Origin of the sequence: Limnohabitans sp. 103DPR2 (assembly GCF_001412575.1) — a bacterium.
In the GTDB taxonomy this organism is placed as follows: domain Bacteria; phylum Pseudomonadota; class Gammaproteobacteria; order Burkholderiales; family Burkholderiaceae_C; genus Limnohabitans_A.
Map to the genome: position 1 here is coordinate 2250532 of NZ_CP011834.1, position 23709 is coordinate 2274240.

Annotated in this window: 20 protein-coding genes and 1 tRNA gene; 4 read left to right on the forward strand and 17 right to left on the reverse strand. The window is 53.1% G+C overall.

Features of this window, described 5'->3' with window-relative positions:
- Positions 1-70 precede the first annotated feature (70 nt).
- The 6 genes from clpX to L103DPR2_RS10865 all read right to left on the reverse strand — a co-directional run bounded on the left by clpX (position 71) and on the right by L103DPR2_RS10865 (position 7929).
- Complete coding sequence (gene clpX / locus L103DPR2_RS10840) at positions 71-1336, reverse strand: ATP-dependent Clp protease ATP-binding subunit ClpX (protein ID WP_055361098.1); 1266 nt, start codon at positions 1334-1336, stop codon at positions 71-73.
- A gap of 125 nt (positions 1337-1461) precedes the next feature.
- Positions 1462-2070, reverse strand: a complete 609-nt coding sequence (gene clpP, locus L103DPR2_RS10845; RefSeq protein WP_055361099.1) for an ATP-dependent Clp endopeptidase proteolytic subunit ClpP — start codon at positions 2068-2070, stop codon at positions 1462-1464.
- A gap of 32 nt (positions 2071-2102) precedes the next feature.
- Positions 2103-3416, reverse strand: a complete 1314-nt coding sequence (gene tig, locus L103DPR2_RS10850; RefSeq protein ID WP_055361100.1) for a trigger factor — start codon at positions 3414-3416, stop codon at positions 2103-2105.
- A gap of 19 nt (positions 3417-3435) precedes the next feature.
- Positions 3436-3522, reverse strand: a tRNA-Leu gene (locus L103DPR2_RS10855).
- 93 nt (positions 3523-3615) lie between these two features.
- Entirely contained in the window at positions 3616-6768 is a 3153-nt protein-coding gene (locus L103DPR2_RS10860) for an efflux RND transporter permease subunit (protein ID WP_055361101.1), read from the reverse strand.
- A 3-nt stretch (positions 6769-6771) separates the two neighbouring features.
- The gene (locus tag L103DPR2_RS10865; protein WP_055361102.1) at positions 6772-7929 is read right to left on the reverse strand and encodes an efflux RND transporter periplasmic adaptor subunit; all 1158 of its coding nucleotides are present in this window, start codon (positions 7927-7929) and stop codon (positions 6772-6774) included.
- A gap of 79 nt (positions 7930-8008) precedes the next feature.
- Here L103DPR2_RS10865 and hpnC point away from each other — a divergent pair, with 79 nt between their 5' ends.
- Genes hpnC through hpnE form a run of 3 tightly spaced genes read left to right on the forward strand, consistent with a single transcriptional unit; the run spans position 8009 to position 11012 of the window.
- Positions 8009-8827, forward strand: coding sequence for a squalene synthase HpnC (gene hpnC, locus L103DPR2_RS10870; RefSeq protein WP_055361995.1), 819 nt, complete (start codon positions 8009-8011; stop codon positions 8825-8827).
- Positions 8828-8853: 26 nt separating this feature from the next.
- Complete coding sequence (hpnD, locus tag L103DPR2_RS10875; RefSeq protein WP_055361103.1) at positions 8854-9693, forward strand: presqualene diphosphate synthase HpnD; 840 nt, start codon at positions 8854-8856, stop codon at positions 9691-9693.
- Complete coding sequence (hpnE, locus tag L103DPR2_RS10880) at positions 9690-11012, forward strand: hydroxysqualene dehydroxylase HpnE (protein ID WP_055361104.1); 1323 nt, start codon at positions 9690-9692, stop codon at positions 11010-11012. The genes hpnD and hpnE overlap by 4 nt, the downstream gene beginning before the upstream one ends.
- Here the strand turns inward: hpnE and L103DPR2_RS10885 are convergent.
- Together L103DPR2_RS10885 and L103DPR2_RS10890 are read right to left on the reverse strand one after the other, a co-directional pair.
- Complete coding sequence (locus tag L103DPR2_RS10885; RefSeq protein ID WP_055361105.1) at positions 11009-11659, reverse strand: glutathione S-transferase family protein; 651 nt, start codon at positions 11657-11659, stop codon at positions 11009-11011. The genes hpnE and L103DPR2_RS10885 overlap by 4 nt on opposite strands.
- Before the next feature lie 33 nt (positions 11660-11692).
- Positions 11693-12391 carry an HAD family hydrolase gene (locus L103DPR2_RS10890; RefSeq protein ID WP_055361106.1) on the reverse strand — a complete coding sequence of 233 codons (699 nt, stop codon included), beginning with the start codon at positions 12389-12391 and terminating at the stop codon, positions 11693-11695.
- Positions 12392-12409: 18 nt separating this feature from the next.
- Between L103DPR2_RS10890 and hemH the strand changes: the two genes are divergently transcribed.
- Positions 12410-13510 (forward strand): ferrochelatase, encoded by a 1101-nt coding sequence (gene hemH, locus L103DPR2_RS10895; RefSeq protein ID WP_055361107.1) that lies wholly within the window; start codon positions 12410-12412, stop codon positions 13508-13510.
- 31 nt (positions 13511-13541) lie between these two features.
- On the opposite strand, the gene L103DPR2_RS10900 is transcribed toward hemH, so the two are convergent.
- The 9 genes from L103DPR2_RS10900 to L103DPR2_RS10940 form a co-directional block, all read right to left on the reverse strand.
- Positions 13542-14168, reverse strand: coding sequence for an HAD family hydrolase (locus L103DPR2_RS10900; protein WP_055361108.1), 627 nt, complete (start codon positions 14166-14168; stop codon positions 13542-13544).
- Between the two features lie 17 nt (positions 14169-14185).
- The gene (locus L103DPR2_RS10905) at positions 14186-15253 is read right to left on the reverse strand and encodes an ABC transporter ATP-binding protein (RefSeq protein WP_082466794.1); all 1068 of its coding nucleotides are present in this window, start codon (positions 15251-15253) and stop codon (positions 14186-14188) included.
- The gene (locus L103DPR2_RS10910; RefSeq protein ID WP_055361110.1) at positions 15250-17454 is read right to left on the reverse strand and encodes an ABC transporter permease; all 2205 of its coding nucleotides are present in this window, start codon (positions 17452-17454) and stop codon (positions 15250-15252) included. The genes L103DPR2_RS10905 and L103DPR2_RS10910 overlap by 4 nt, the downstream gene beginning before the upstream one ends.
- Positions 17454-18500 (reverse strand): ABC transporter substrate-binding protein, encoded by a 1047-nt coding sequence (locus tag L103DPR2_RS10915; protein ID WP_055361111.1) that lies wholly within the window; start codon positions 18498-18500, stop codon positions 17454-17456. The genes L103DPR2_RS10910 and L103DPR2_RS10915 overlap by 1 nt, the downstream gene beginning before the upstream one ends.
- 105 nt (positions 18501-18605) lie before the next feature.
- Positions 18606-19670: a branched-chain amino acid ABC transporter permease gene (locus tag L103DPR2_RS10920; RefSeq protein ID WP_055361112.1), complete on the reverse strand. Its 1065-nt coding sequence runs from the start codon at positions 19668-19670 to the stop codon at positions 18606-18608.
- Between the two features lie 15 nt (positions 19671-19685).
- The gene (locus L103DPR2_RS10925; protein WP_156339895.1) at positions 19686-20666 is read right to left on the reverse strand and encodes a branched-chain amino acid ABC transporter permease; all 981 of its coding nucleotides are present in this window, start codon (positions 20664-20666) and stop codon (positions 19686-19688) included.
- Between the two features lie 8 nt (positions 20667-20674).
- Complete coding sequence (locus L103DPR2_RS10930) at positions 20675-21403, reverse strand: ABC transporter ATP-binding protein (protein WP_055361114.1); 729 nt, start codon at positions 21401-21403, stop codon at positions 20675-20677.
- The gene (locus L103DPR2_RS10935; protein ID WP_055361115.1) at positions 21403-22215 is read right to left on the reverse strand and encodes an ABC transporter ATP-binding protein; all 813 of its coding nucleotides are present in this window, start codon (positions 22213-22215) and stop codon (positions 21403-21405) included. Before L103DPR2_RS10935 ends, L103DPR2_RS10930 begins: the two co-directional genes overlap by 1 nt.
- 11 nt (positions 22216-22226) lie before the next feature.
- Complete coding sequence (locus tag L103DPR2_RS10940) at positions 22227-23426, reverse strand: substrate-binding domain-containing protein (protein WP_055361996.1); 1200 nt, start codon at positions 23424-23426, stop codon at positions 22227-22229.
- Between the last annotated feature and the right edge of the window lie 283 nt (positions 23427-23709).

Here is a 23709-nt window from a genome sequence, read left to right on the forward strand (position 1 = left end):
GAATTTTCAATTTCAAGCCCAAGTGATGTAGGGGTATTCATTGGATTTCAGGGGGTGGGCTGGAAAAAATTCAAGCTTGTTTGGCCGACTCTCGGTAGACCAACAAAGGAACATGGTTTTCTTCGATGGTGGACGCATCCACCACCACTTTTTCGACATTGCTGGCATTGGGCAATTCGAACATGGTGTCGATGAGGGCTTGCTCCAAAATGGAACGCAAGCCACGGGCACCGGTTTTACGCGCCAGCGCCTTCTTGGCAATGGCGTGCAAAGCTTCGGGTCGAATCTCGAGTTCGACGCCTTCCATGTTGAGCAACTGGCCGAACTGTTTGACCAACGCATTTTTGGGTTCGGTCAAAATTTGAACCAGCGCTTCTTCAGTCAATTCGGCCAGCGTGGCGACCACAGGCATACGACCCACCAGTTCGGGAATTAGACCAAACTTGATCAAGTCTTCTGGCTCAACTTCCGTAAAGACTTCTGTGAGTGAACGTTGCTTCTTGCTTTTCACCACGGCGCCAAAACCAATGCCTGAGGCTTCAGTGCGGTTTTCAATGACTTTTTCCAAGCCAGCAAAAGCACCGCCGCAAATGAACAAAATGTTGGTGGTGTCAATTTGCAAGAAGTCTTGGTTGGGATGCTTGCGGCCGCCTTGGGGTGGCACGCTGGCCATGGTGCCTTCAATGAGCTTGAGCAAGGCTTGCTGAACACCCTCACCTGACACGTCGCGCGTGATGGAGGGGTTGTCAGACTTGCGTGTGATTTTGTCGATCTCGTCGATGTACACAATGCCGCGCTGTGCACGCTCAACGTCGTAGTTGCAGCTTTGCAGCAACTTGGAAACAATGTTCTCAACGTCTTCACCCACATAACCGGCTTCAGTCAAAGTGGTGGCATCGGCCATGACAAAAGGCACATCGAGCATGCGCGCCAAAGTCTGGGCCAACAAAGTTTTGCCAGACCCAGTGGGGCCAATCAGCAAGATGTTGCTCTTTGCCAATTCGACGTCTTCTTTTTTGGCGCCTTCTTTGTGCTTCAAACGCTTGTAGTGGTTGTACACAGCCACCGCCAAAGTTCGCTTGGCTTTTTCTTGACCGATGACGTAGTTGTCCAAATTGGACTTGATGTCCAAAGGTGTGGGCAATCCGTTTTTGGTGTCTTTGGCAATTTCGGTAGCGGGCAATTCATCACGGATAATGTCATTGCACAAGTCGATGCACTCGTCGCAAATGAAGACCGAAGGGCCTGCGATGAGCTTCTTGACCTCGTGCTGGCTTTTGCCGCAGAAGGAGCAATACAAATTCTTTTCGGTAACCGAGCCTTTTTTATCGGCCATAAACGACGCCTTGTGGTTCTATTTTCCCAATGATAACGAAAGAAAAACGGCGCTCTCCCAGAATGGGGGCGCCGTCTTCAAAAAACAGGGCTGAAACCTCAATTTCCACCCTGTTGTGTTGCGTCTCAGGGACGTTTTGCGATCACTTGGTCGATCAGACCGTAATCTTTGGCCTCATCGGCGGACAAATAGTAGTCACGCTCAGTGTCCAATTGGATCTTTTCGAGGGGTTGGCCCGTATTTTCGGCCAGGATGCGGTTCAACTGCTCACGGGTTTTGAGGATTTCACGGGCGTGAATCTCAATTTCGGTAGCCTGACCCCGCGCACCGCCCAAAGGCTGGTGAATCATGACTTTGGAATTGGGCAAGGAGAAACGCTTGCCTTTAGCGCCAGCGGACAACAAGAACGCGCCCATGCTGGCAGCCATGCCCGTGCACAAAGTGGACACATCGGGTTTGATGAAGTTCATGGTGTCGTAGATGGCCATGCCAGCACTGACTGAACCGCCAGGCGAATTGATGTAGAACGAAATGTCCTTTTCAGGATTTTCGCTCTCCAAAAACAACAACTGAGCCACCACAGAATTGGCGGTGTAGTCGTTGACCTCACCCACCAAGAAAATCACACGCTCTTTGAGCAAGCGGGAGTAAATGTCATAAGCGCGTTCGCCGCGTCCTGACGTTTCGATCACCATGGGCACATTGCCCAAGGCTTGAATATCGAGTGAGTTCATGGTGTTTCCAAACTGCAAAGGGTTCAAAGTGATCAGGCTTGTTGGCCCATCAATTCGTCGAATGTGATGGCTTTTTCAGTCACTTTGGCTTTAGACAAAATGAAGTCGGAGACATTGGACTCAATGACCACAGCTTCAATTTCAGCCATGCGCTGATTGTCGCCATAGTACCAACGCACCACGTCTTCGGGACGCTCGTAGCTAGAAGCCAGTTCTTCAATGTGGGCTTTGATTTGCGCTTCTGTTGCGTTCAAGGTGTTGGCCTTGACCAACTCGGCCACGACCAAGCCCAAACGCACGCGGCTTTCGGCTTGAGGACGGAAGATATCGTCAGGGATTGGGGCTTTGTCGGCGTCTTTGATGCCGCGCTGCTTGAGATCGGCACGTGCGCCGTCTTTCAAACGCTCAATTTCGTTTTGCACCACAGATTGGGGCAAGTCGAGCTCGGCTTTTTCAACCAGCGCATTCATGGCGGCTTGTTTGTTGCGACCTTGCAAGCGGAATTTCACTTCGCGCTCGAGGTTTTTGCGAATGTCAGTGCGCAGGCCTTCAACGGAGGCGTCTGCAATGCCCAAAGACTTGGCCAAGGCTTCGTTCACTTCGGGCAAGTGGGCTGCTTCAATTTTCTTCACAGTGACCAAGAAGTCGGCTGTTTTGCCGGCCACGTCTTGACCGTGGTAGTCGGCTGGGAAGGCCAATGGAAAGGTTTTGCTTTCGCCATTTTTCATGCCGCGAACAGCTTCTTCGAATTCTTTCAACATTTGGCCTTCGCCAACCAAGAATTGGAAGTCTTCGGCTTTGCCGCCAGAGAACACCTCACCGTCAATTTTGCCTTCAAAGTCAACCGTCACACGGTCGCCGTCGACTGCTGCTTCAGTAGCAGGACGTTGAGAGAAAGTGCGGCGCTGCTTGCGCAAGATGTCGACGGTTTTGTCAATGGCTTCGTCGGTCACTTCAGCGCTAAGTTTTTCAACGGTGGCCGTGCTCAGGTCGCCCAATTTAACTTCGGGATACACCTCGAAAATGGCTTCAAAAGACAATTCACCTTCTGGTGCGCCTTCTTTTTCAGAAATGCGGGGCTGGCCAGCAACGCGCACTTTGGCTTCGTTGGCGGCAATGGCAAAGGCCTCGCCCACTTTGTCGTTCATCACTTCGTACTGGACTGAGTAACCGTAACGTTGTGCCACCACATTCATGGGCACTTTGCCTGGACGGAAACCGTCCATCTTGACGGTGCGTGCCAATTTTTTCAAACGTGCATCGACTTCAGATTGGATTGCAGTCACAGGCAGTGACAAGGTAATTTTGCGTTCCAATTTTTCCAATGTTTCTACAGTAACTGCCATGGTCTTCTCTTTTAGTAAGTGGTGCGCGGGGCGGGACTCGAACCCGCACAGTATTGCTACCGTCAGGACCTAAACCTGGTGCGTCTACCAATTTCGCCACCCGCGCGGGTCCCATCGATATGGGTTGAATCGGTCAACCTTCTATTTTAACCATGGAAGTGGGGGCTTCTAGGTTGAAGCCCCCAAGTCAAGGCCTGCTTTAGGCGGATTTGGCAGGGGGCGAAACCTTGAACCAAGCCGCATACATGGCCGGTAAAGCCAGCAAGGTCAGGGCTGTGGCCACAATGAGGCCGCCCATGATGGCAACGGCCATGGGCCCCCAAAACACGCTTCTGGACAAGGGAATCATGGCCAAAACAGCCGCCGCTGCGGTAAGCACGATGGGGCGCAAACGTCTGACGGCGGATTCCACGATGGCCTCCCAAGCTGGCACGCCCGCGGCACGGTCCTGCTCAATTTGGTCGATCAAGATGACCGAATTGCGCTGAATCATGCCCATCAGGGCAATCACGCCCAGCAAAGCAACAAAGCCAAAAGGACGATCAAGCACCAGCAAGGCCCCCGCCACGCCCGCCATACCCAAGGGGCCGGTGAGGAACACCAACAAAGCACGACTGAAACTTTGCAACTGCAACATCAAGAGCGTGAAGGTAACAAAGAGCATCAAGGGCATGCCAGCAGCAATGGAAGCAGATCCTTTGGAACTCTCCTCCACAGCACCCGCGACCTCAATGCGATAGTCATTGAACCCTGCGTCGTGCCATGCGGCTTCAATCTTTTTGAGTTCGGGCAGCAATTGGTTGGTAACAGTGGCACCCTGAATGCCTTCAATCAGGTCGGCATTGACGGTGATAGCGTAGTTGCGACCTTCACGCCACATGACGCCGGGTTCCCAATTGAACACAGGCTTGGCGATTTGCATCAAGGGGATGGATTTGCCCGTTGCAGTCGGCACATAAGCGCCAGCCAAATCGGTGATGGCATCACGCTCGGACTGCGGTTGTCGCAACACGATGTCGATCAATTTGTCACCATCACGGTACTGACCCACCGTAGATCCGGAAGCCATGGTGCGCGACGCTTGCGCAATGGATTGACTGGTCACACCCAATGCACGTGCTTTGGCTTGATCAACTTCCAAACGGATGACCTTGATCGATTCGTTCCAGTTGTCGTTCACGCCGCGCGTGTTGGGATTGGCGCGCATGGTGGCCTTGACTTCGTCGGCCTTCAAGCGCAGGGCCAAAGGATCGGCACCCACCACCCGGAATTGAACGGGGTAAGGCACTGGCGGTCCATTGGGCAACAGCTTCACGCGGCCGCGAACCTCTGGGAACTCGGTGGCCAACAAAGCTGGCAGTTTGATGCGCAGTGATTCACGCACTTTCAAATCTTTGGGCAGCACAATCAACTGTGACACATTGGACTGGGGGAACACCTGGTCCAAGGGCAGGTAAAAGCGCGGCACACCAGAACCGACCCATGTACTGACGGACGTAACACCCTCCTCCGCCATCAAACGCTTTTCAATGCGCTTTGAAACTTCATCACTGGCTGCAAAACTGGAACCCTCGGGCAACCAAACATCCACCATGATTTCAGGGCGACTTGAGTCTGGGAAAAACTGCTGCTGCACTTTGCCCATGCCCACAATGCCCAACACAAACAAGGCCAAGGTAATGGCGATGGTTTTCCATTTGTTGAAAACACACCAAGTGACAGCAGTTCGGAATTTTTTGTAAAAAGGCGTGTCAAACATTTCATGGACGACAGCTTCGCCAGATTCAGCCACATGCGGTGGCGCCTTCAACAACAAGGTCCCCAAATAAGGCACAAAGTAAACGGAGGCAACCCAACTGATCAGCAAGGCAATGACCGTGACAGCAAAGATGGCAAAGGTGTATTCACCCGTCATGGACTTGGCCAATCCGATGGGCAAGAAACCGGCTGCCGTGATCAAGGTGCCCGTGAGCATGGGCATGGCCGTGAGCTCGTATGCAAAGGTGGCCGAGCGAACTTTGTCATAGCCCTCTTCCATTTTGCGAACCATCATTTCAACGGCAATGATGGCATCGTCTACCAACAAACCCAAGGCGATGATGAGCGAACCCAGCGAAATTTTGTGGAGGCCAATGTTGAAGTAGTCCATGGCCAAAAACGTAACCGCTAACACCAAGGGAATGGTGATGCCCACCACCAAACCGGGTCGAATGTCCAAAGTCCAACGGCGCCACAAAGGATGAATGCCCGGACGCTTGTGCAAACCCAGTGACAAGAAACTCACAGCCAACACAATGGCTACGGCCTCCACCAAAGTTTGCAAGAACTCATTCACAGACTTTGACACTGCTTTGGGTTGGTCTTGCACTTGAATCAGCTTCACACCTGCGGGCAAGGTGGCCTCAATGTTTTGTGCGCTGGCCTTGAGTGCTTTGCCCAATTGAATGATGTCGCCCCCTTTGGCCATCGACACACCCAGGCCAATGACCTGCTCGCCGTTGTGTCGCACTTTGACGGAAGGTGGATCGATGTAGTCTTGTTTGACTGTGCCCAAATCAGACAATTTGATTTGCTGGCCAGAAGCACCGCGAATGGGCATTTGCCTTAAGGCCTCGAGGCTGTTGAACTGGCCATTGACACGCAACTGAATGGCATCTTTAGGCAAATTCAACGTGCCTGCAGATTCCACCGCGTTTTGTTGACCCAACTGTGCGATGACGGCGCCCATGTCGAGGCCCATCGCTGCCAATTTCTTTTGCGAAATTTCAACGAATACTTTTTCGTCCTGCACGCCAAACAATTCGACCTTGGCAACGTCCTGAACGCGCAAGATCTTTTGCCGCACATCGTCAGCAAACTTTTTCACTTCAGCGGGCGTAAAGCCCTCGGCTTGCAATGCATAAATGACGCCATACACATCGCCAAAATCATCCACGAAGAAGGGCCCGACCACACCCGAAGGCAAGCTGCCGCGCATGTCGCCAATTTTCTTGCGGACGGTGTACCAAACATTGGCCACTTCGGCTGGCTTGGAATAGTCTTTGATTTGAAAAATGATTTGCGATTCACCCGGCTTGGAATAGCTGCGAATCTTGTCGGCATAGGGTACTTCTTGAAGCGTTCGCTCCAATTTGTCAGTGACTTGTTCAGCCACTTGCTGCGCTGTGGCACCGGGCCAATAGGCGCGAACGACCATGACGCGGAAGGTGAACGGTGGATCTTCGTCTTGACCTAAGTTGAAGAAAGCAAAGACGCCCAAAAGCATCAACACCAACATCAAATAACGAGTGAGCGCCGGATGGTCCAGCGCCCATTTGGACAGGTTGAAACCTGCTTTGGGTTCGGTACGCATGGTTTATTTGCTCGCAGGTGGCGTGAGGGCTTCGGGGTTGTAAACCGTGACTTTTTGACCCGGCGACAAAACATGCACACCGGCACTCACAATTTGTTGACCTGGCTTGAGGCCCGAGGCGATCACCACGTCATTGCCATCGGCTGTAGCCACTTGAACCACTTGCGATGAGACCGTGCTGCTTGCTGAATCAAACAACCACACGGTGGTTTGCTGACCTTCCTGACGCAAGGCACTGGTGGGTACCTTGATAACATTGGCTTGACTACCCGCCAATTGCGGCGCGTGGACATTCAAGGTGATGCCCAAGGGCAAGGCTTCGGCTCTTTCCAAGCCCAACTTGACTGTGAAAGTGCGGGTTGCAGGATCGGCACTGGCACCAATTTCACGCACTTGGCCTTGGACGGTTTGATTGCCGTTGCCAACAGTCGCGGTCATTTTTTGACCCAACTTCAAGCGCCCCACCACATGTTCTGGCACCGCAAAGACGGCATCGCGGGGGCCATCTTGTGCAAAGCGGACCACTGGCTGGCCAGCAGAGACGACTTGGCCGGGTTCAGCTTCCACCCCCGTAATGACGCCAGATGAAGTGGCCAACAATTTGGCATAGCTCGCTTGATTGCTTTGAGACTGTGCTTGGGCCAAGGCTTGATCAAGCGTTGCTTGTGCAGCCTTGAGTGTTGCAGAGCGACGCTCTAATTCGGCCGCACTGATGAAATTTTGCGCCAACAAGGCTTCGTAGCGCTTGAAGTCTGCAGCCGCTAAATCGCGTTGGGACCGAGCGCCAATGACTTGTGCTTGAGCAGCCTGTGCGGCCAAAGCGTAATCTTGCACATCAACCTCAGCCAAAACTTGGCCCGCTTGAACGCGTTGTCCTGCCTCGGCTTGACGGACCAAAATTTTGCCTCCGACGCGAAAGCTCAAGCGACTTTCAACGCGAGCCTTGACCTCTGCCGCGTACTCACCTTGGACATTCAAGTCAGAAGCGCCCACCGTGATCAATTTCACAGAACGAATGGGTTCGGGCGTTTCCTTTTTGCCAGAACAAGCCGCCAGAACCAATAAAGCGCTCAGAACACCAATGAGCCCAATACGGCGTCCCATCGGAAAAGCTGTCTTGAATGTCGCTGGCCAAAGGTGGCGCACAGAGAGATGTGGCATGGTGATCCAAAATTAATGACTGACTGGTTAGTAATTTAGGGTAATCCATGAGGCTTGTCAAGCGAAAATGCTTGGATTCATGACACCTCATCCAGGCCATCCAACCACTGTCCAAGCGCTTCCGGTGACCCACCCCGAAAACTTTCCGGTGGCGTCTTGGTTGTGTCCGCCTGCTCTGCGTCCAGCCATTGCAGCCATTTATGCATTTGCGCGTGCAGCCGATGACATTGCCGACGAGGGAGAGATGCCTGCCGCAGAGAGACTGGCGCTGCTTCAAGCGTTTCGTCATGCCTTGCAGCATCCGGCGCAGGCCCCCCACTTCCACCCAGAAATTTTTGAACCGCTTCATCAAGTCATTGCCTTGAAGGCTTTGCCAGTGGGCTTGTTGGATGATTTGCTGAAAGCCTTTGAGCAAGATGTGACAGCCAGTGCAAATGCTTCGACCTATGCAGACATGAATGACTTGCTGAGCTATTGCAAACTGTCAGCCAACCCCGTTGGCCGCCTGCTTCTGCATTTGTATGGCGTTCAAGATGAGGCGTCTCTTGCGCAGAGCGATGCCATTTGCAGTGCACTTCAATTGATCAATTTCTGGCAAGACATAAGCGAAGACGTTCCGCGAGGTCGCTATTACTTGCCGCAAGATCTGGCCGCCAAACTGTCCAACTCAGAACTGCTTGAATTCCTTTGCCAGCACGCACATCAACTGATGATGTCGGGCACACCCTTGGTCCACAAGGTACCAGGTCGCGCGGGTTGGGAGCTTCGCTTGGTCGTACAAGGCGGCATGCGCATCTTAGAAAAAGTGAGGCAACTTGGCCCCCGTGCCCTGCACTCGCGGCCGCGTCTGCGCCCTTGGGATCTTCCCTTGATGTTGTGGCGCAGCCTCTGGATGTAGGCCAGACAGTGGGAGAATCGAAAACCATGACACCCCAAGAGTACGTCCAACAAAAAGCCGCCAGCTCGGGCAGCAGTTTTTATTACGCTTTTCTTTTCCTGCCCACCGAACGTCGAGCTGCCATCACGGCTTTCTATGCGTTTTGCCGCGAAGTAGACGATGTGGTGGATGAAATCTCTGACCCTAGCGTAGCCCAAAGCACCTTGGCATGGTGGCAAAAAGAAGTGGTTCAGGCTTTCGAGGGCAACCCAACGCATCCTGTCATGCATGCCTTGATGCCGCACGTGAAAGCCTATGGCATTGAATCGCATCATTTGTTGTCCGTGATTGAAGGTTGCCAAATGGACCTGACCCAAACACGCTATTTGGACTACCCGGGCTTGCAACGCTATTGCCACTTGGTGGCGGGTGTGGTGGGCGAAGTGGCCGCCAAAATTTTTGGCCAAACCGACCCAGCGACCACGCAATATGCACACACCTTGGGCTTGGCATTTCAATTGACCAACATCTTGCGTGATGTCGGCGAAGACGCATTGCGCGGCCGCATTTATTTGCCCATCGATGAACTCAAACAGTTTGACGTCAAGGCGCAAGACCTGATGCAACGTCAATACTCAGAGCGTTTCACAGCCCTCATGAAATTCCAAGCGGCCCGTGCGCACCGCTTGTACGACGAAGCCTTTGAGCTCTTACCAGAAGCAGACAAACGCGCGCAAAAACCTGGTCTCATGATGGCCAGCATTTACCGCACCTTGTTGCGCGAGATCGAAGCCGACAACTTTCAAGTGTTGCACCAGCGCGTTTCACTCACCCCTTTGAGAAAGCTCTGGCTTGCTTGGAAAGTCCAAGCGCTGGGACGGCTTTGAAAACCACTCGCAAGATTGCGGTCATTGGCGCAGGCTGGGCTGGATTGGCTGCGGCCATCACGGCCACAGAGCAAGGCCATCAGGTCAGCTTGTTAGAGGCCAGCCGCCATTGGGGTGGCCGTGCACGTGCTTTGCCCCCTGTCCAAACAGATGCGCCCACTTTGGACAACGGCCAGCACATTCTGATTGGCGCTTACCAGCAAACATTGAAACTGATGCAAACGGTGGGCGTCAACATTGAGAAAGCCTTGTGGCGAATGCCACTCAAGTTGCAAGACTTGAACGGCAATGGCTTGTCACTTCCCGATGCGCCATTCCCTTTGAATCTTTTGTGGGGCATCGCCAATGCAAAGGGATGGGACTTGTCAGACAAGTTCTCATTGTTGACAATCGCATGGCGTTGGCAACGCATGAAATTTGAATGCAACGAGGCTCTCTCTGTGCACGATGTGTGCCAAGGTTTGTCGCCTGCCATTTGGCGTGACTTGATTGAGCCCTTGTGTGTCTCGGCTTTGAACACCCCAGCACACCAGGCCAGCGGCACTGTGTTTTTGCGCGTCTTGAAGGACGCGGTGTTTGGCCCCCCTGGCAGCGCAGACCTTCTTTTACCTCGACAAGACTTAGGCCAGATCTTTCCGCACGCAGCCATTCGCTGGCTTGAGGCGCGTCACGCCAAGTGCCAACTTGGCTCGCGCGTTGAAGGGCTTTCAATCGACAAGACAGGCAACGGACGCTGGCAAATTTTGGATGAAATTTTTGATCATGTGGTGCTAGCAACACCTGCATGGGATGCAGCGCATTTGATGGCCTCCCTGAACCCTGCTTGGTCGCAAACCGCCAGCGCACTAAGGCACGAAGCCATTGCCACGGTCTACATTCAGATGCCAGTCGATTTCAAATTGCCTCAGCCCATGCTGTCTTTGCCATCTAGCAAAGAAGCGCCAGCGCAGTTTGTCTTTGATCGTGGGCAAATGATGTTGCAAGGCAACACGCCAGGATTGCTCGCCTTCGTGGTCAGCGCCGCAGAAACGTCCAAGCAAACATTGGAAGCCAAAGTGTTGCAACAAGCGCTGGGTTTACTCAACCGATTGCGCCCAGGACCAGACAACTTGAGCGCAATGCAAGTGCTGCAAACAGTGATTGAAAAACGGGCAACCTTTGCCTGCACACCTCAGTTGCGCAGGCCCAGTGCTCATCCGGTCCAAGGTTTAAGTGTGTGCGGTGATTACGTGGCGGGCCCTTACCCTGCAACCCTGGAGGGCGCCATTTTGTCTGGCATTGCCGCGGGCCAACAGGCAGGGCAGCCTAGCGAGGCTTAAGCCAATTTTCGAGACGCTGCAAATCCAGGCCTGCCCACACAAGCATCTAACCAGGTTTTGACTGTGGGAAATTCAGTCATCAACAGCTCGGATGACTTGGCCCAAACCAACACACTGGCCATACACAAATCCGCTACTGTAAAACGCTGACCCGACACGTAATGCGCCCCCGCCTTGGCTTGTGATTTCAAATGCGCCTCCAGCACTCGGCAAGGCACACGCAGCCTTTGCTCTGCAGCGTCGGCCAAATCGGGTTTGCGTTGCTCGGCGGGCATGGCCAAGCGGTGCATCAAGACGGTCAACGCATCCTTCTCCACTTCGGTCACGGTCCAAAAACTCCAGCGCAAGGCATCGGCTTCTTCTTGTGCGTTGGCTGGGGTGATGGACTGCCCATCGGCTTTGCCATGAACCTTGGCAAGGTACAAAGCACACGCCATGCTTTCCCATACGGTGACTTTGCCTTCAGGTCGCAAGTCTTCAATGACGGGGATGTGACCGTTGGGGTTGAGTGCCAAAAATTCGGGTGTGCGCGTAGCACCACCTTGATAGGGCACGGACACATGTTCGAAGGTCAAACCCAATTCTGCTGCCGCCCACAAAGGCCGCACTGCGCGTGACGCGCCAATGCCATAAATCTTCAATGTCATGTATTGCTCCTGTTGTCTTTTGAAATTGGTTTTTCAGACGGGCCAAGACTCGCACAAAGCCTTCAAACTGATCACCGTGAACGGCGCAGGATGAACGTCGTGAGTCCAAGGTTTTTCTTCCCGATTCACCCACACGGCTTGCAGGCCCGCACGTTGGGCGGCCAAAACGTCCAAATGAGGATCATCGCCAATGTGCAGCACTTCCGCAGGCAAGACGCCCAAAGCCTGTGCACCCGTATGAAACATGTGGGGATCGGGCTTGCCAACACCCAAGTTAATGGGATTGAAAGCCGCTTTAAAAAAAGAAGCCAGTCCCACTTTGTGAATGTCGGCATTGCCATTAGACAATGCAACCATGGGGAACTTGGCATTCAAAAACTGCAGCGCAGGAAGCGCATCGTCAAAAAAAACCACCTTTTGACGTGCTTCAAAGAACACCTCAAACGCTGGCTCGGCCAAGTTGGGGTCTTCGCCGGCCCTTTGCAACAACACTCGAATGGCTTCGCGGCGCAATGCCGACAGGTCATTGCCAAGGTCGGGCCGCAAGGATGGCATCTCTTCACGAATTTGCCGCTGATAGCCCGGAATGGCGCACAAGGGGACTGTGAGGGGGGCTTTTTCGGCTAACCATTGGGCCAGTGTCTCCTCGGCCCGGCCAATCGTGGGCCAAACGGGCCATAAAGTGTCATCTAAATCAAGGGAGATAGCTTTAATTTTTGAAAAGTCGATCATGGTGGGAGAGAATAACGCATGGCTTTCCAAAAAGAACCCCCTTTTCAACACGGACAATCTGCAAAAACAGCCGTGTTGTACTGCAACCTCGGTACACCCGCTGAACCCTCCGCACCCGCTTTGCGCCAATATTTGGCCCAATTTTTGGGTGATGCACGCGTTGTCGAAATTCCCAAGGCCATTTGGTGGCTCATCTTGCACGGCATCATTTTGCGTGTGCGCCCCGCCAAATCAGCAGCCAAATATGCCAGCATCTGGACCACCGAAGGCTCCCCGCTTCGCGTATGGACAGACAAACAAGCACAAGGCTTGGCTGAGAAACTCAAGCAACGTGGCCACGATGTGCTGGTGAAATACGCCATGACGTATGGTCAGCCCAGTGTGGCTTCGCAAATTGACGCGCTCCGCCTTGAGGGTGTCACACGCATCTTGATCGTTCCGGCTTACCCTCAGTACAGCGGCACCACCACGGCACCCGTTTTTGATGCGGTTTATCGATGGGGCCTGACCACGCGCAATTTACCCGAGTTTCGGTTTGTGAACCGTTACCACGATGACGCAGGCTACATCCAGGCTTTGGCCACACGCATCCAAAAACACTGGGCAGCGCATGGCAAAGCAGATCAGCTGGTGATGAGCTTCCACGGCGTGCCCGAACGCACCTTGCAATTGGGAGACCCCTACCACTGCGAATGTTACAAAACGGGTCGCTTGTTGGCTGAAAAATTAGGTCTCGACAAAACACAATACAAAGTGACTTTCCAATCACGTTTTGGCAAGGCCAAGTGGTTGGAGCCCTACACCGAGCCAACCCTCATTGCCATGGCACAAGCCGGCATGCAAAGTGTCGATGTGGTGTGCCCAGGCTTTACAGGTGATTGTTTAGAGACCCTGGAAGAAATCAGCATGGAAGCCCGAGAGGCCTTTTTGCATGCAGGCGGCAAAACATTCAACTACATCCCTTGCTTGAACGATGAGCCCACTTGGATGGATGCCTTGGCCAACATCAGCGAGCAACACTTGCAAGGTTGGCCCACATCAGCTCAAGCTGTCAGTGCGCAGGCCGCCGCTTCAGCGAATTCTCGCCAGCTGGCCTTGGCGCTAGGCGCCAAAGACTAAGCCTTTCCTTCAAGCGATCTGGTGGCTTGGCTTAGGCCTTCAAAAGGCCCATGGCCACCAAGTCACGCCGCACTTGGGCCGGCTCATCAAAGCGCAAGCCCGTCCAACCATGGGCATGCGCAGCGTCGATGTTGTGCTGAACATCGTCAATGAACACAGTCTCTTTGCCTGACACCTTAAAGCGCTCATTGGCGCTTTGAAAAATAGGCAATTGCGGTTTGATTTGCTGAATGCGCGCCGAAAAAATGCCATCCGAAAAATGTCGGAAAAAATCATTTGAACGTTCCAAATGATCCGCATAAGTCGCTGGCATGTTGGACAAAAAGTAAAGCGGATGTCCCGCTGCTTTCAAATCGGAAATGATGTCTACGGTGCCCACTTGCGGCACCATGTGCGGTGGAATGCTGGCAATCAATAAATGCATATCGGCTTCGGGAATGCCCACACGTTTTGAAATTTTGGCAGCCAAAGCATCGGGCTCAATGAGGCCTAAATCAAACTGCGCCCAATCGCTCAGCGGGTTGAAACTTTCAAAAATCTGATCGGCCCATTGTTTGGCAGCCACTTCATTGGGGGCACGTTCCGGGAATATATTTTGCAACAGCTCAAGGGGTTTCCATTTGAAAACCACGCCGCCAAGGTCAAACACAATCGCCATGAATTACTTTCAAAAAATTAAATACGCGAGACCACCGACACACCGCGGCCTGTCAGTGACAAACCCAGCGTGATGTGCAACGGCCACTCTTGCGACAAATCAGAAGTGACAACAAACAAGGGGCCCAAGGCGGTGTCAAAGGTGAGCTCCAAGGTGCTGCCCAAGTAGGCTTTCTTTTGCAATACACCGGTCAGTGCGGCGCCTTGCGCAGACACCAAGGTCCAGGCTTCTGGCCGTATGGCTGCGGTAATTGCACCTTCTTGAACTTGCTGACGCGCTTGAAACGTGAGAGGACCCACACGGACCTGCCCCTGCGCATTGACTTCACCCTGAAACAGCATGGCTTCACCCATGAAACCAGCTACAAACTCGGACACAGGTCGTTCGTACAAATCTTCAGGAGAGCCAGCCTGCGCAATGGTGCCCGCGTCCATCACAATGATTTGATCGCTGACAGCCAGCGCTTCACTTTGATCGTGGGTGACATAAGCGACCGTTAAACCCAAGCGCTGTTGAAGGCTGCGAATTTCGTCGCGCATCGAGCGGCGCAAACGTGCATCCAAATTAGACAGCGGCTCATCAAACAACAACACAGAAGGCTCGAGCACCAAGGCACGTGCCACCGCAACGCGCTGTTGTTGCCCTCCAGAGAGTTCACTGGGCAGACGGTTGTCAAAGCCTTTGAGGCCCACGTTTTCTAAAGCCACATGCGCACGCGCTGTTGCTTCAGATACCGAAACACCACTGACCTTGAGACCATATCGCACATTGTCAATGACGGTCATGTGCGGAAATAGCGCATAACTTTGAAACACCATGCTGACATTGCGCTCGGCTGGACCCAAGTTGGTGACATCTTGCCCATCGATCAAAATTTGACCGCCACTGACAGTTTCCAAGCCTGCGATCATGCGCAAGGTGGTGGTCTTGCCGCAACCCGAAGGGCCCAGCAAGGTTGTGAGTGTGCCTTTGGGCACCACAAAATCAATGCCCTTGACTACCAAAGGCGCGTTGCCCTCACCATAGCGTTTGGTGACTTGGCGAAACTCAATGCCGGCCACGGCGGGTGTTGAATTAGAGGTCATGTTCCTGCTTTCATTTCTCTGCGGCCTAACTCGCGGCTGCCAACCCAACGTTGAATGAGCACCGTGATGAATCCCATGAGCGCCATCAGCACGGTGCAATACGCCAGGGCCACACCATAGTCACCATTGCCCACGCGGCCAATGATGTAGGTGGTGGCCAATTCGTACTTGGCCGTCACCAAAAAAATCACGGCCGAGACGGTGGTCATGGAACGAACAAAACTGTAGATGAGTGCTGCAACCAATGCAGGTTTGAGCAATGGCAACACCACTTCACGAAGGGTGGTGAGCGTACTGGCGCGCAACATGACCGATGCTTCATCGAGTGAGCGATCGAGTTGCTTGAAAGCTGCGGTGCCCGCACGCACACCCACTGGCAAATTGCGAAAAATAAAGCACAGCACAATGACCAAGCCCGTGCCTGTGAGCTCCACAGGCGGCACATTGAAGGCCAAGATGTAACTCACGCCCAGCACCGTGCCTGGAATGGCAAAGGTGAGCAGCGCAGCAAACTCAAACGCATTCTTGCCTTTGAACTCGGTGCGCGCCAGCAGCCACGCCATCAGCAAGCCCAGGCCTGCACACACAGGCGCGGCCATGGCCGACAAACTCAAAGTGTTGAACAAGGAGTTCCAAGCTGTGCCTGCCCAGACCCAACCGAATTCGCCCCACTGCACATCAAAGGCTGTTTTGAAATGGTTCAAGGTGAAAGTGTAATCCCGGCCCCATGTTTGCACGAACCCTCCGGCAAAGGCAAAGACATACACCACCAAAGTGAAAGCCAACCAAGGCCCTGCAATGCCGCGGCACACATTCAAAACTGCAGGGGGCAAGTTGAGGGGAATGCCCGCATCACCTTTGCCCGACACGGTGGTGAACTGCGCACCACTGAGCACTTGACGTTGAATGACAAAAACGGCCAATGCAAATACGGTGAGGACCAATGACAAGGCTGCTGCCATGCCGGGGTCGATGGCAGCGCCCACAATGGCAAAGAAGATTTCAGTCGATAGCACAGAAAACTGTCCCCCCAAAATGATGGGGTTGCCGAAGTCGGCCATGCTTTCAATGAAGCCTACCAAAAAGGCATTGGCCAAACCCGGTTTGAGAAGTGGCAAAGTGATGCGCCAAAAAGTTTGCATGCGCGTTGCGCGCAAAGTTTGAGACGCTTCTTCCAAAGAAGGACTGACACCCTGCACCACCCCACGCATGATCATGAAAGCGATGGGCGTAAAGGCAAACATTTGGGCCAACCAAATGCCAAAGACACCATAGAACCATCGTGTGGGCGGAATGCCAAAGGCCCACTCCAAGGCTTGGTTGACCAAGCCTGATCGGCCAAACAGCAAGATCAAGCCCAGACCCACCACAAAGGGCGGCGTGATGATGGGCATGAGGGCCAATGCGTTGAGCGGCTTGCCCAAACGCGTGCCGCTGCGCTCGGCCCACAAGGCAATGAGTGTTCCTAAAAAGGTGGTGCCCGCTGCAGTCGCCAAGGCCAAGCCCAAAGTGTTCCAAGCCACGCCACAGCGTCCCGTCGCATTCAAACAATTCAAACTCCAAATGCGTGGCGTCCCAATGCGGTCCCATACGGCCATCAGGCTCAGCTCGTTGGCTTCTGTATAAAAAGCGGAGACCAAGGAACGGCAAACGGGATAAACCACAAACAAGGCCAACAACATCACACACAAAGTGACGGCACTGGCAATGAACACATCGCCTCTGCAATAGCCCAAACGCGCCAAACCTGCCCCCAGCAAAATGGTCAGCGACAACAAGACGCCTGCAGCGCCCCACCCCATGCCGTACTGACCCTGCGCGATGGGACCAAACGATTGCTCAAGGAATTCAAATGACCAGCCCACAGCACCGATGGCAAAACCACTGAGGGTGATACCGAGCAAGCCCAACATGGCACCGCACACCAACAACACCCCTTGGCGTTTGGGATACACCGCCACGGGCGCGATGAGACCGATCAAACAAGTGAACAAACCTGCAAAACCAAACCACAACCAAGGACGGCCGTGTTGGAGGGCTTGCATCAGGGCACTGGCTGTTTCTGGGCCAGCCCAGACAGCGGGCATGACAGCAGCCAAAGAGCCTTGCTGAAGAAAGTACCAAGGCAGAAAACCAAAACTGAGCAGGCCCAACAGGGCCCACATCGTTAAGGCTCGCTGCGTGCGCAGCGCGGCAGTCATTATTGCGGCAGGCTGTTAACTTCTTTTTCCCAGCGCTGAATCAAACGCTTGCGCTCTGCAGTTTGACCGTACTTGGCATAGTCGTAATTGATGAGCTTGATTTTTTTGAAATCAGGCACACGTGGATCGACTTTGGTTTCTTTGTGCGAAGGCAACTGGAACTGCAATGTGGCAGCACCCAAAGCTTGCGCCGAAGGCGTCAATGCCCATTCGTAAAACTGCTTGGCTGCGGTCAGGTTGCGTGAACCTTTGACAATGGACATGGAGCCAATTTCGGCGCCCGTGCCATCGGCAGGTGTGATGGTTTCAATGGGGAAACCTTGGGCTTTTTCACCAGGGCCGTCGTGAACGAAACTGATAGAGACAGAAGTTTCGCCTCGCGCCACTGCCTTGATGGGCCCAGTGCCTGAACGTGTGTAGGTACTGATGTTTTTGTGGAGCTTCTTGAGGTACTCATAGGCTTGGTCTTCGCCCATCAATTGCACCAAGGTGGCAATCATGGTGTAAGCCGTACCACTAGACGATGGATTGGCCGATTGAATTTCGCCTTTGTACTCGGGCTTGAGCAAGTCATTCCAAGTTTTGGGAATGGCCAGTTTTTTCTTTGCTAACAACTCGGTGTTATAACCAAAACCTAAGGGGCCTGAATATATACCGACCGTTTTGTAGCCAGATTGTTTAGCTTGTTGCTGCGCCCAATCGTGCAGTTTGGGCAAAGTGGGGGATTTGTACTCAAGGGTGAGGTTTTGCTCAGCGGCTTGCAGGTGAGGGTCGCCAGTACCACCGAACCACACGTCCGTTTTGGGGTTGGCTTTTTCAGCCAAGATTTGGGCAATGGCTTCGCCAGAACCCTTCATGGTCATGTTGACCTTGACGCCTTGGCTCTTTTCAAAGGTGACGGCAATCATGCTGCACCAAGCAGCTTGCGCGGAACAAATGACGTTGACTTCACCGCTTTGAGCTAAGGCAGAGTTGCTGGCCATGAGGCCAGTGGCAGCAAGGGCAAGGGCCAATTGACTGGCGCGCGTAGAGGATGATTTTTTCATTGGAAATACTCTCAAATTCAAGTGACGATATCTTGCGCAATTAAAGTGCTTGGAACAACAGGGAAAGCACTCATTTGGGATGTTTAAATACCAGATGGATGCGTTTCAGCGCAAGGCTTTGGCTCTCAGTCGGCCCACGATACCTGTTGGGAAATAATAAACCGACAACACAAACAGCAGGCCTAACCACAGCAACCAACGATCGGGCGACAGCAGCGCAGCAAGCACTGGCCAAGCCGAGACAGCTTCACTGGCCCAGCGCAGCAAATCTTGCAGATAGCTTTGCGCCCATAAAAAGAGAACCGCACCAATGGCCGAGCCGTAGATGGTGCCCATGCCCCCAATCACCACAATCAACAACACGTCCATCATGATTTCAAAACTGAGCGACGTATCAGGCCCGTTGTAGCGCAACCAAAGCGCCAGCATCACGCCTGCCATGCAAGCAAACAAAGCCGACAACACGCTGGACAACGTGCGGTACACCACCACGCGATAGCCAATGGCTTCCGCCCTGAATTCGTTCTCTCGGATGGCTTGCAATACACGGCCAAACGGCGAATTCACAATGCGCAGCAACATCAGGAACTGAAGCAACGCGGCCGCAAACAAGAGGTAGTAGCACAGCAAGCGTCCGTCCAAGTTTACCCCCCAGAAAGGTGTATCACTGAACTCGGTACTGGGCAATAACAAGGCAGGCAACTTGAAACTCAAGCCGTCTTCACCCCCCGTCCATTCAGACAATTGAGAAGCCAAGGTTTGGAATGCTGCCGCCACGGCCAAAGTGATCATGGCAAAAAAGATGGCCCTCACGCGCAGAGAAAAAAGACCAATCAGTAAGGCCAATACCAACGTGAGCATAAGCGCAATTGCAATGCCCAAACCCAGTGACGTCCAAGTTGCCCCCCAATGGTTAGACGACATGGCCACGCCATACGCACCAATGCCAAAGAACATGGTGTGGGCAAAACTGACAATGCCGGTATAGCCCAACAGCAAATCGAAACTGGCCACCAAGACGATAAAGACCAATATCTTGGCAGCCACTGACAAAGCTTTGACACCCGGAAAAAGAAAAGGCGCAAAGGCCAAGCCAAGCAGCACCGCCGCCAGCATCCAGGCCAACCAAGTGCTGCGGGGCATGTCATGAGAAAGTAAGCGTTTCAACATGTCGTGCGCTTTCGTTCAGCGATTGGCCACGGGGTAGACCCCTTGTGGGCGCCACAACAAAATGGCGGCCATGAGCGCGATGTTGGAAAACAACGCCAGCTTAGGAAACAAGAACCCAGTGTAGTTGGCCATCAGGCCCACCATCAAGGCACCGATCAGCGCACCGCCAGTCGAGCCCAAGCCGCCCATGATGATGACAATGAAAATCAGCACATTCACTTGCGCGCCAATTTGCGGCACCACATTTTGTTGGTACAGCCCCCACATCACACCGCCCAAACCCGCTAAGCCACTGCCCACCACAAACACGCCCACAAACAATCGGCGAATTTTGTAGCCCAAAGACTCGACCATTTCGCGGTCTTGCACGCCAGCGCGAATGAGCAAGCCCACCTTGGTGCGACTCAAGGTCCAGGCCTGCAAAGCGAACACCAGCAGCCCCACCACCACCGCCATCAAACGGTATTTTTCAAGCGAGGCATCGCCCCACAACAATGACCCGCGCATGGCTTCAGGCAATGGCAAGGCAATTTGCAAGGGGCCCCAAATAACTTTGATGATTTCCTCACCAATGATCATGCCACCCATGGTGATCAAAATTTGTTTGAGATGCTGGCCATAAACGGGCCGCACGATGAATCGCTCAAACGCCAAGCCAATGACTGAAGACGCCACCATGGCCAGCGCCATGGCCGAGCCGACCGCAACCAAATTGCGCCAGAGTTCTTGCGACTGCGTCCAATCGGCCATGCCCGACATCACGCTGGTGGCCACAAAAGCCCCCAATGCAATGAACACACCGTGACCAAAATTGAGGACGTCCATCAAACCAAAGACCAAAGTAAGGCCCGAGGCCATGATGAAGATGATCATGCCCATCGCCAAGCCCGCCACACTCAGGGTCAGCCAAGTATCGACCGAGCCAACGAGCGGCAAGGCCAACAAAGCCAAAACCGGAACCAAGAGCAAAGGCTTGATGTCTAAACTTGTTTTCATGTTCACCATCACAATGCCAAGCCCAACAAAGATTGTTGCAAAGCCGGGTCGGCACTTAGCGCGGCCATGCTGCCTGCATGGATGACACGACCGTTGTCCATCACCGCCACGCTGTCACCCAGCTGCTGCGCAAAATGAATGTTTTGCTCCACCAACAAAATGCTCACGCCACTGGCTTTCATTTTTTGAAAGGCATCGATCATGTTTTGCACAATGGCTGGTGCCAAGCCTTTGCTCGGTTCATCGACGATGAGCAAATCTCGGGGCTCGACCATGGCACGGGCCACGGCAAGCATTTGCTTTTGTCCGCCCGACAACTTGCCTGCGGGGTGATGCCAAAATTTTTCAACTGCAGGAAACATGGCGTAAATCCAGGCCAAGCGGTCTGCGTCCATTTGCTGCGCATGCGAGGCTTTGCGTGCAGCCAACAACATGTTTTCTTCAACTGTGAGGTCTGAAAAAATGCCCATGTTTTCAGGCACGTAAGCAATGTTGAGCGACGCAATGTCGGGCGTGCTCATGTGCGTGATGTCATGTCCATTGAAATTCACTGTGCCTTGTGAGGCTTGCCACAAACCCATGATGGTTCTGAGCGTGGTGGTTTTGCCTGCGCCATTGCGACCTAACAACAACGTGAGTTCACCCCGAGGGATTTGCAAATTGACGCCATGCAAGATGTGATAAGCCCCAATGTGTGTGTGCACCTCATTCAATTCAAGCAAGACATTGGAAGACATCACACGCCCTCCTCTGCACTGGCGTTGACATGGGGTTGGGGATGTGTCTGCGCTGGTTTGGCACCCAAGTAAGCTTCTTGCACCACGGCAGAGGCCATGACTTCTGATGGCTCGCCATCGGCCACCAACTGGCCGTTGTGCAACACAATGATGCGATCGGCCAATTCGCGCACCACATCCATTTTGTGCTCGACCAACAAAATGGTTTTGGTTTTGTCACTTTTCAATTGGCGAATGAGGTTCAAGATCACGGGCGCCTCATCTTGGCTCATGCCTGCCGTGGGTTCGTCAAACATGTACACCGAGGGTTTGAGTGCCATGAGCAATGCCACTTCCAATTTGCGCTGATCGCCGTGCGGCAAACTGGACACGGTGGCTTGCGCCTGATGCATCATGGCCACTTGTTGCAAGATGTCCTGCGCTTGCTGAGTCAGTTGCGCGTGGTCTTGCCAAATTGACCACAAATTGAGACCCCGCAAATGCGCACCCGATTCAGTTGCCTGAACAGCCAAGCGCACATTTTCAAGCACCGACAAATTGGGAAATAAATTGGTCAACTGAAACGCACGGCCCAGACCTGCACGGGTTCTGGCCGAGGCACTCATGCCTGTCAGCTCTTGGCCCTCTAAAAAGACGCGCCCTTCACTGGCCGGCAATTGACCCGATATCAAATTAAAGTAAGTTGTCTTGCCAGCACCGTTAGGACCCACGATGGCCGTTAAGGTGCCTGGCTCAAAACGACAAGAGACCGCATTGACCGCCACGTGTCCGCCGAAGCGGATGGTGAGGTCATGCGTTTGCAAAACGCCCAAGGGAGCTCACCTTAGCGTTTGTTGCGAATGGGCACGTTCATTTCTTCAGGTTTGATTTCGCGAATCAACTCTGGCACACCCCACGCAAACGCGGGGTCTACTTTAATTTTGAAGTGGTACATGCTTTGCATGGCTTGATGGTCTTCTTTGCGGAAGGTCATCTTGCCTTTAGGGGTGTCAAAGCTCATGCCTTCCATGGTGCTGATCAACGTGTTGGCATCTGTGTTGCCATTGGTTTTCTTCAAAGCAGTGACCAAGGCCATGGCCGATGCAAAGCCACCCGCTGTAAAGAAGTCAGGGGGCGATTTGAACTGCGTGTAATGACGCGCCACCATGGCATCGTTGACCGTGTTCTTGGGCATGCCGAAGTAATAGTAAGCCGCACCTTCCATGCCAGGGAACTGCTTGTAAGCCACCATGGCGGGCAGGATGTTGCCGCCTGTGGCAATTTCAATGCCGTAGCGCTTCAAGTCCATGTCGGCAATTTTGAATGGATTGCCACCCGCCCAAATGATGAAAATGATTTTGCGACCGGGCTGCGACTTGAGCTTGTCGATCAAATGTTGAGCACCGGCTGTGAAGTCGGTGGTGGCGGGTGGCAAGTATTCTTCATGCACCAGCTTCGCAGTTTTCAAGGACTCTCGGAAAGCCTTCACACCATCACGACCAAACGCTGAGTCTTGTGCCAAGGTGGCGATGCTGTAACCCGCTTTGTCCAACGCAACAGCATTGGAGATGGCATCTTGGCTGCTGTTGCGACCTGTTCGGAAGATGTATTTATTCCACTTGTCACCCGTGATGGAGTCGGCAACGGCAGGCTCCACCAGCAAAATCTTTTTGTACTCTTCGGCAACAGGCAACATGGCCAAGGCCACAGGCGATGCCGTTGGGCCCACTGCAATCTCAACTTTGTCGTCACCGTAAGCAGCTGCCAACAGGTTTTTGCCTAAGTCAGGTTTGCCTTGGTCGTCTTTTTCAATCACAACCAACTTGCGACCGCCCACTTGCATGGTGCCACCGGTGGCGTAGTCCAGGCCCATCATCAGACCCACTTGAGTTTGCTTGCCGTAAGCCTCTAAGGGACCTGTTTTGCTGTAAATGTGGGCAATTTTCAAATCTTTGGCCTGGGCCATGGCAAGAGGCGCTGCAGACAAAGCGGCGAAACCAGTCAAAGCAGAAACCAGGATGGGAAGAACAAAACGACGTTGCATCAGCATCTCCAAAAGAGTTGGCATAAAATCATCAAAATGAATACCAAAATATTCACATTTGATTCACACAATGTCCTGCAAATTACAGGGCTAATTTCCATCATAACCCTCTTAGAAGGCCAATGACGAAAAACAAAGTTGAACGAGATGTTCACTCGCAAATAGAACCTGCACCCCCAAGACAAGCGCTTGAAACATGCTAATATTAAATACAACTTAAAGTTTTATTGATTAATTTTCACAAATACAAAAGAATATATAGGCTTCCCCTGCTATGTATTTT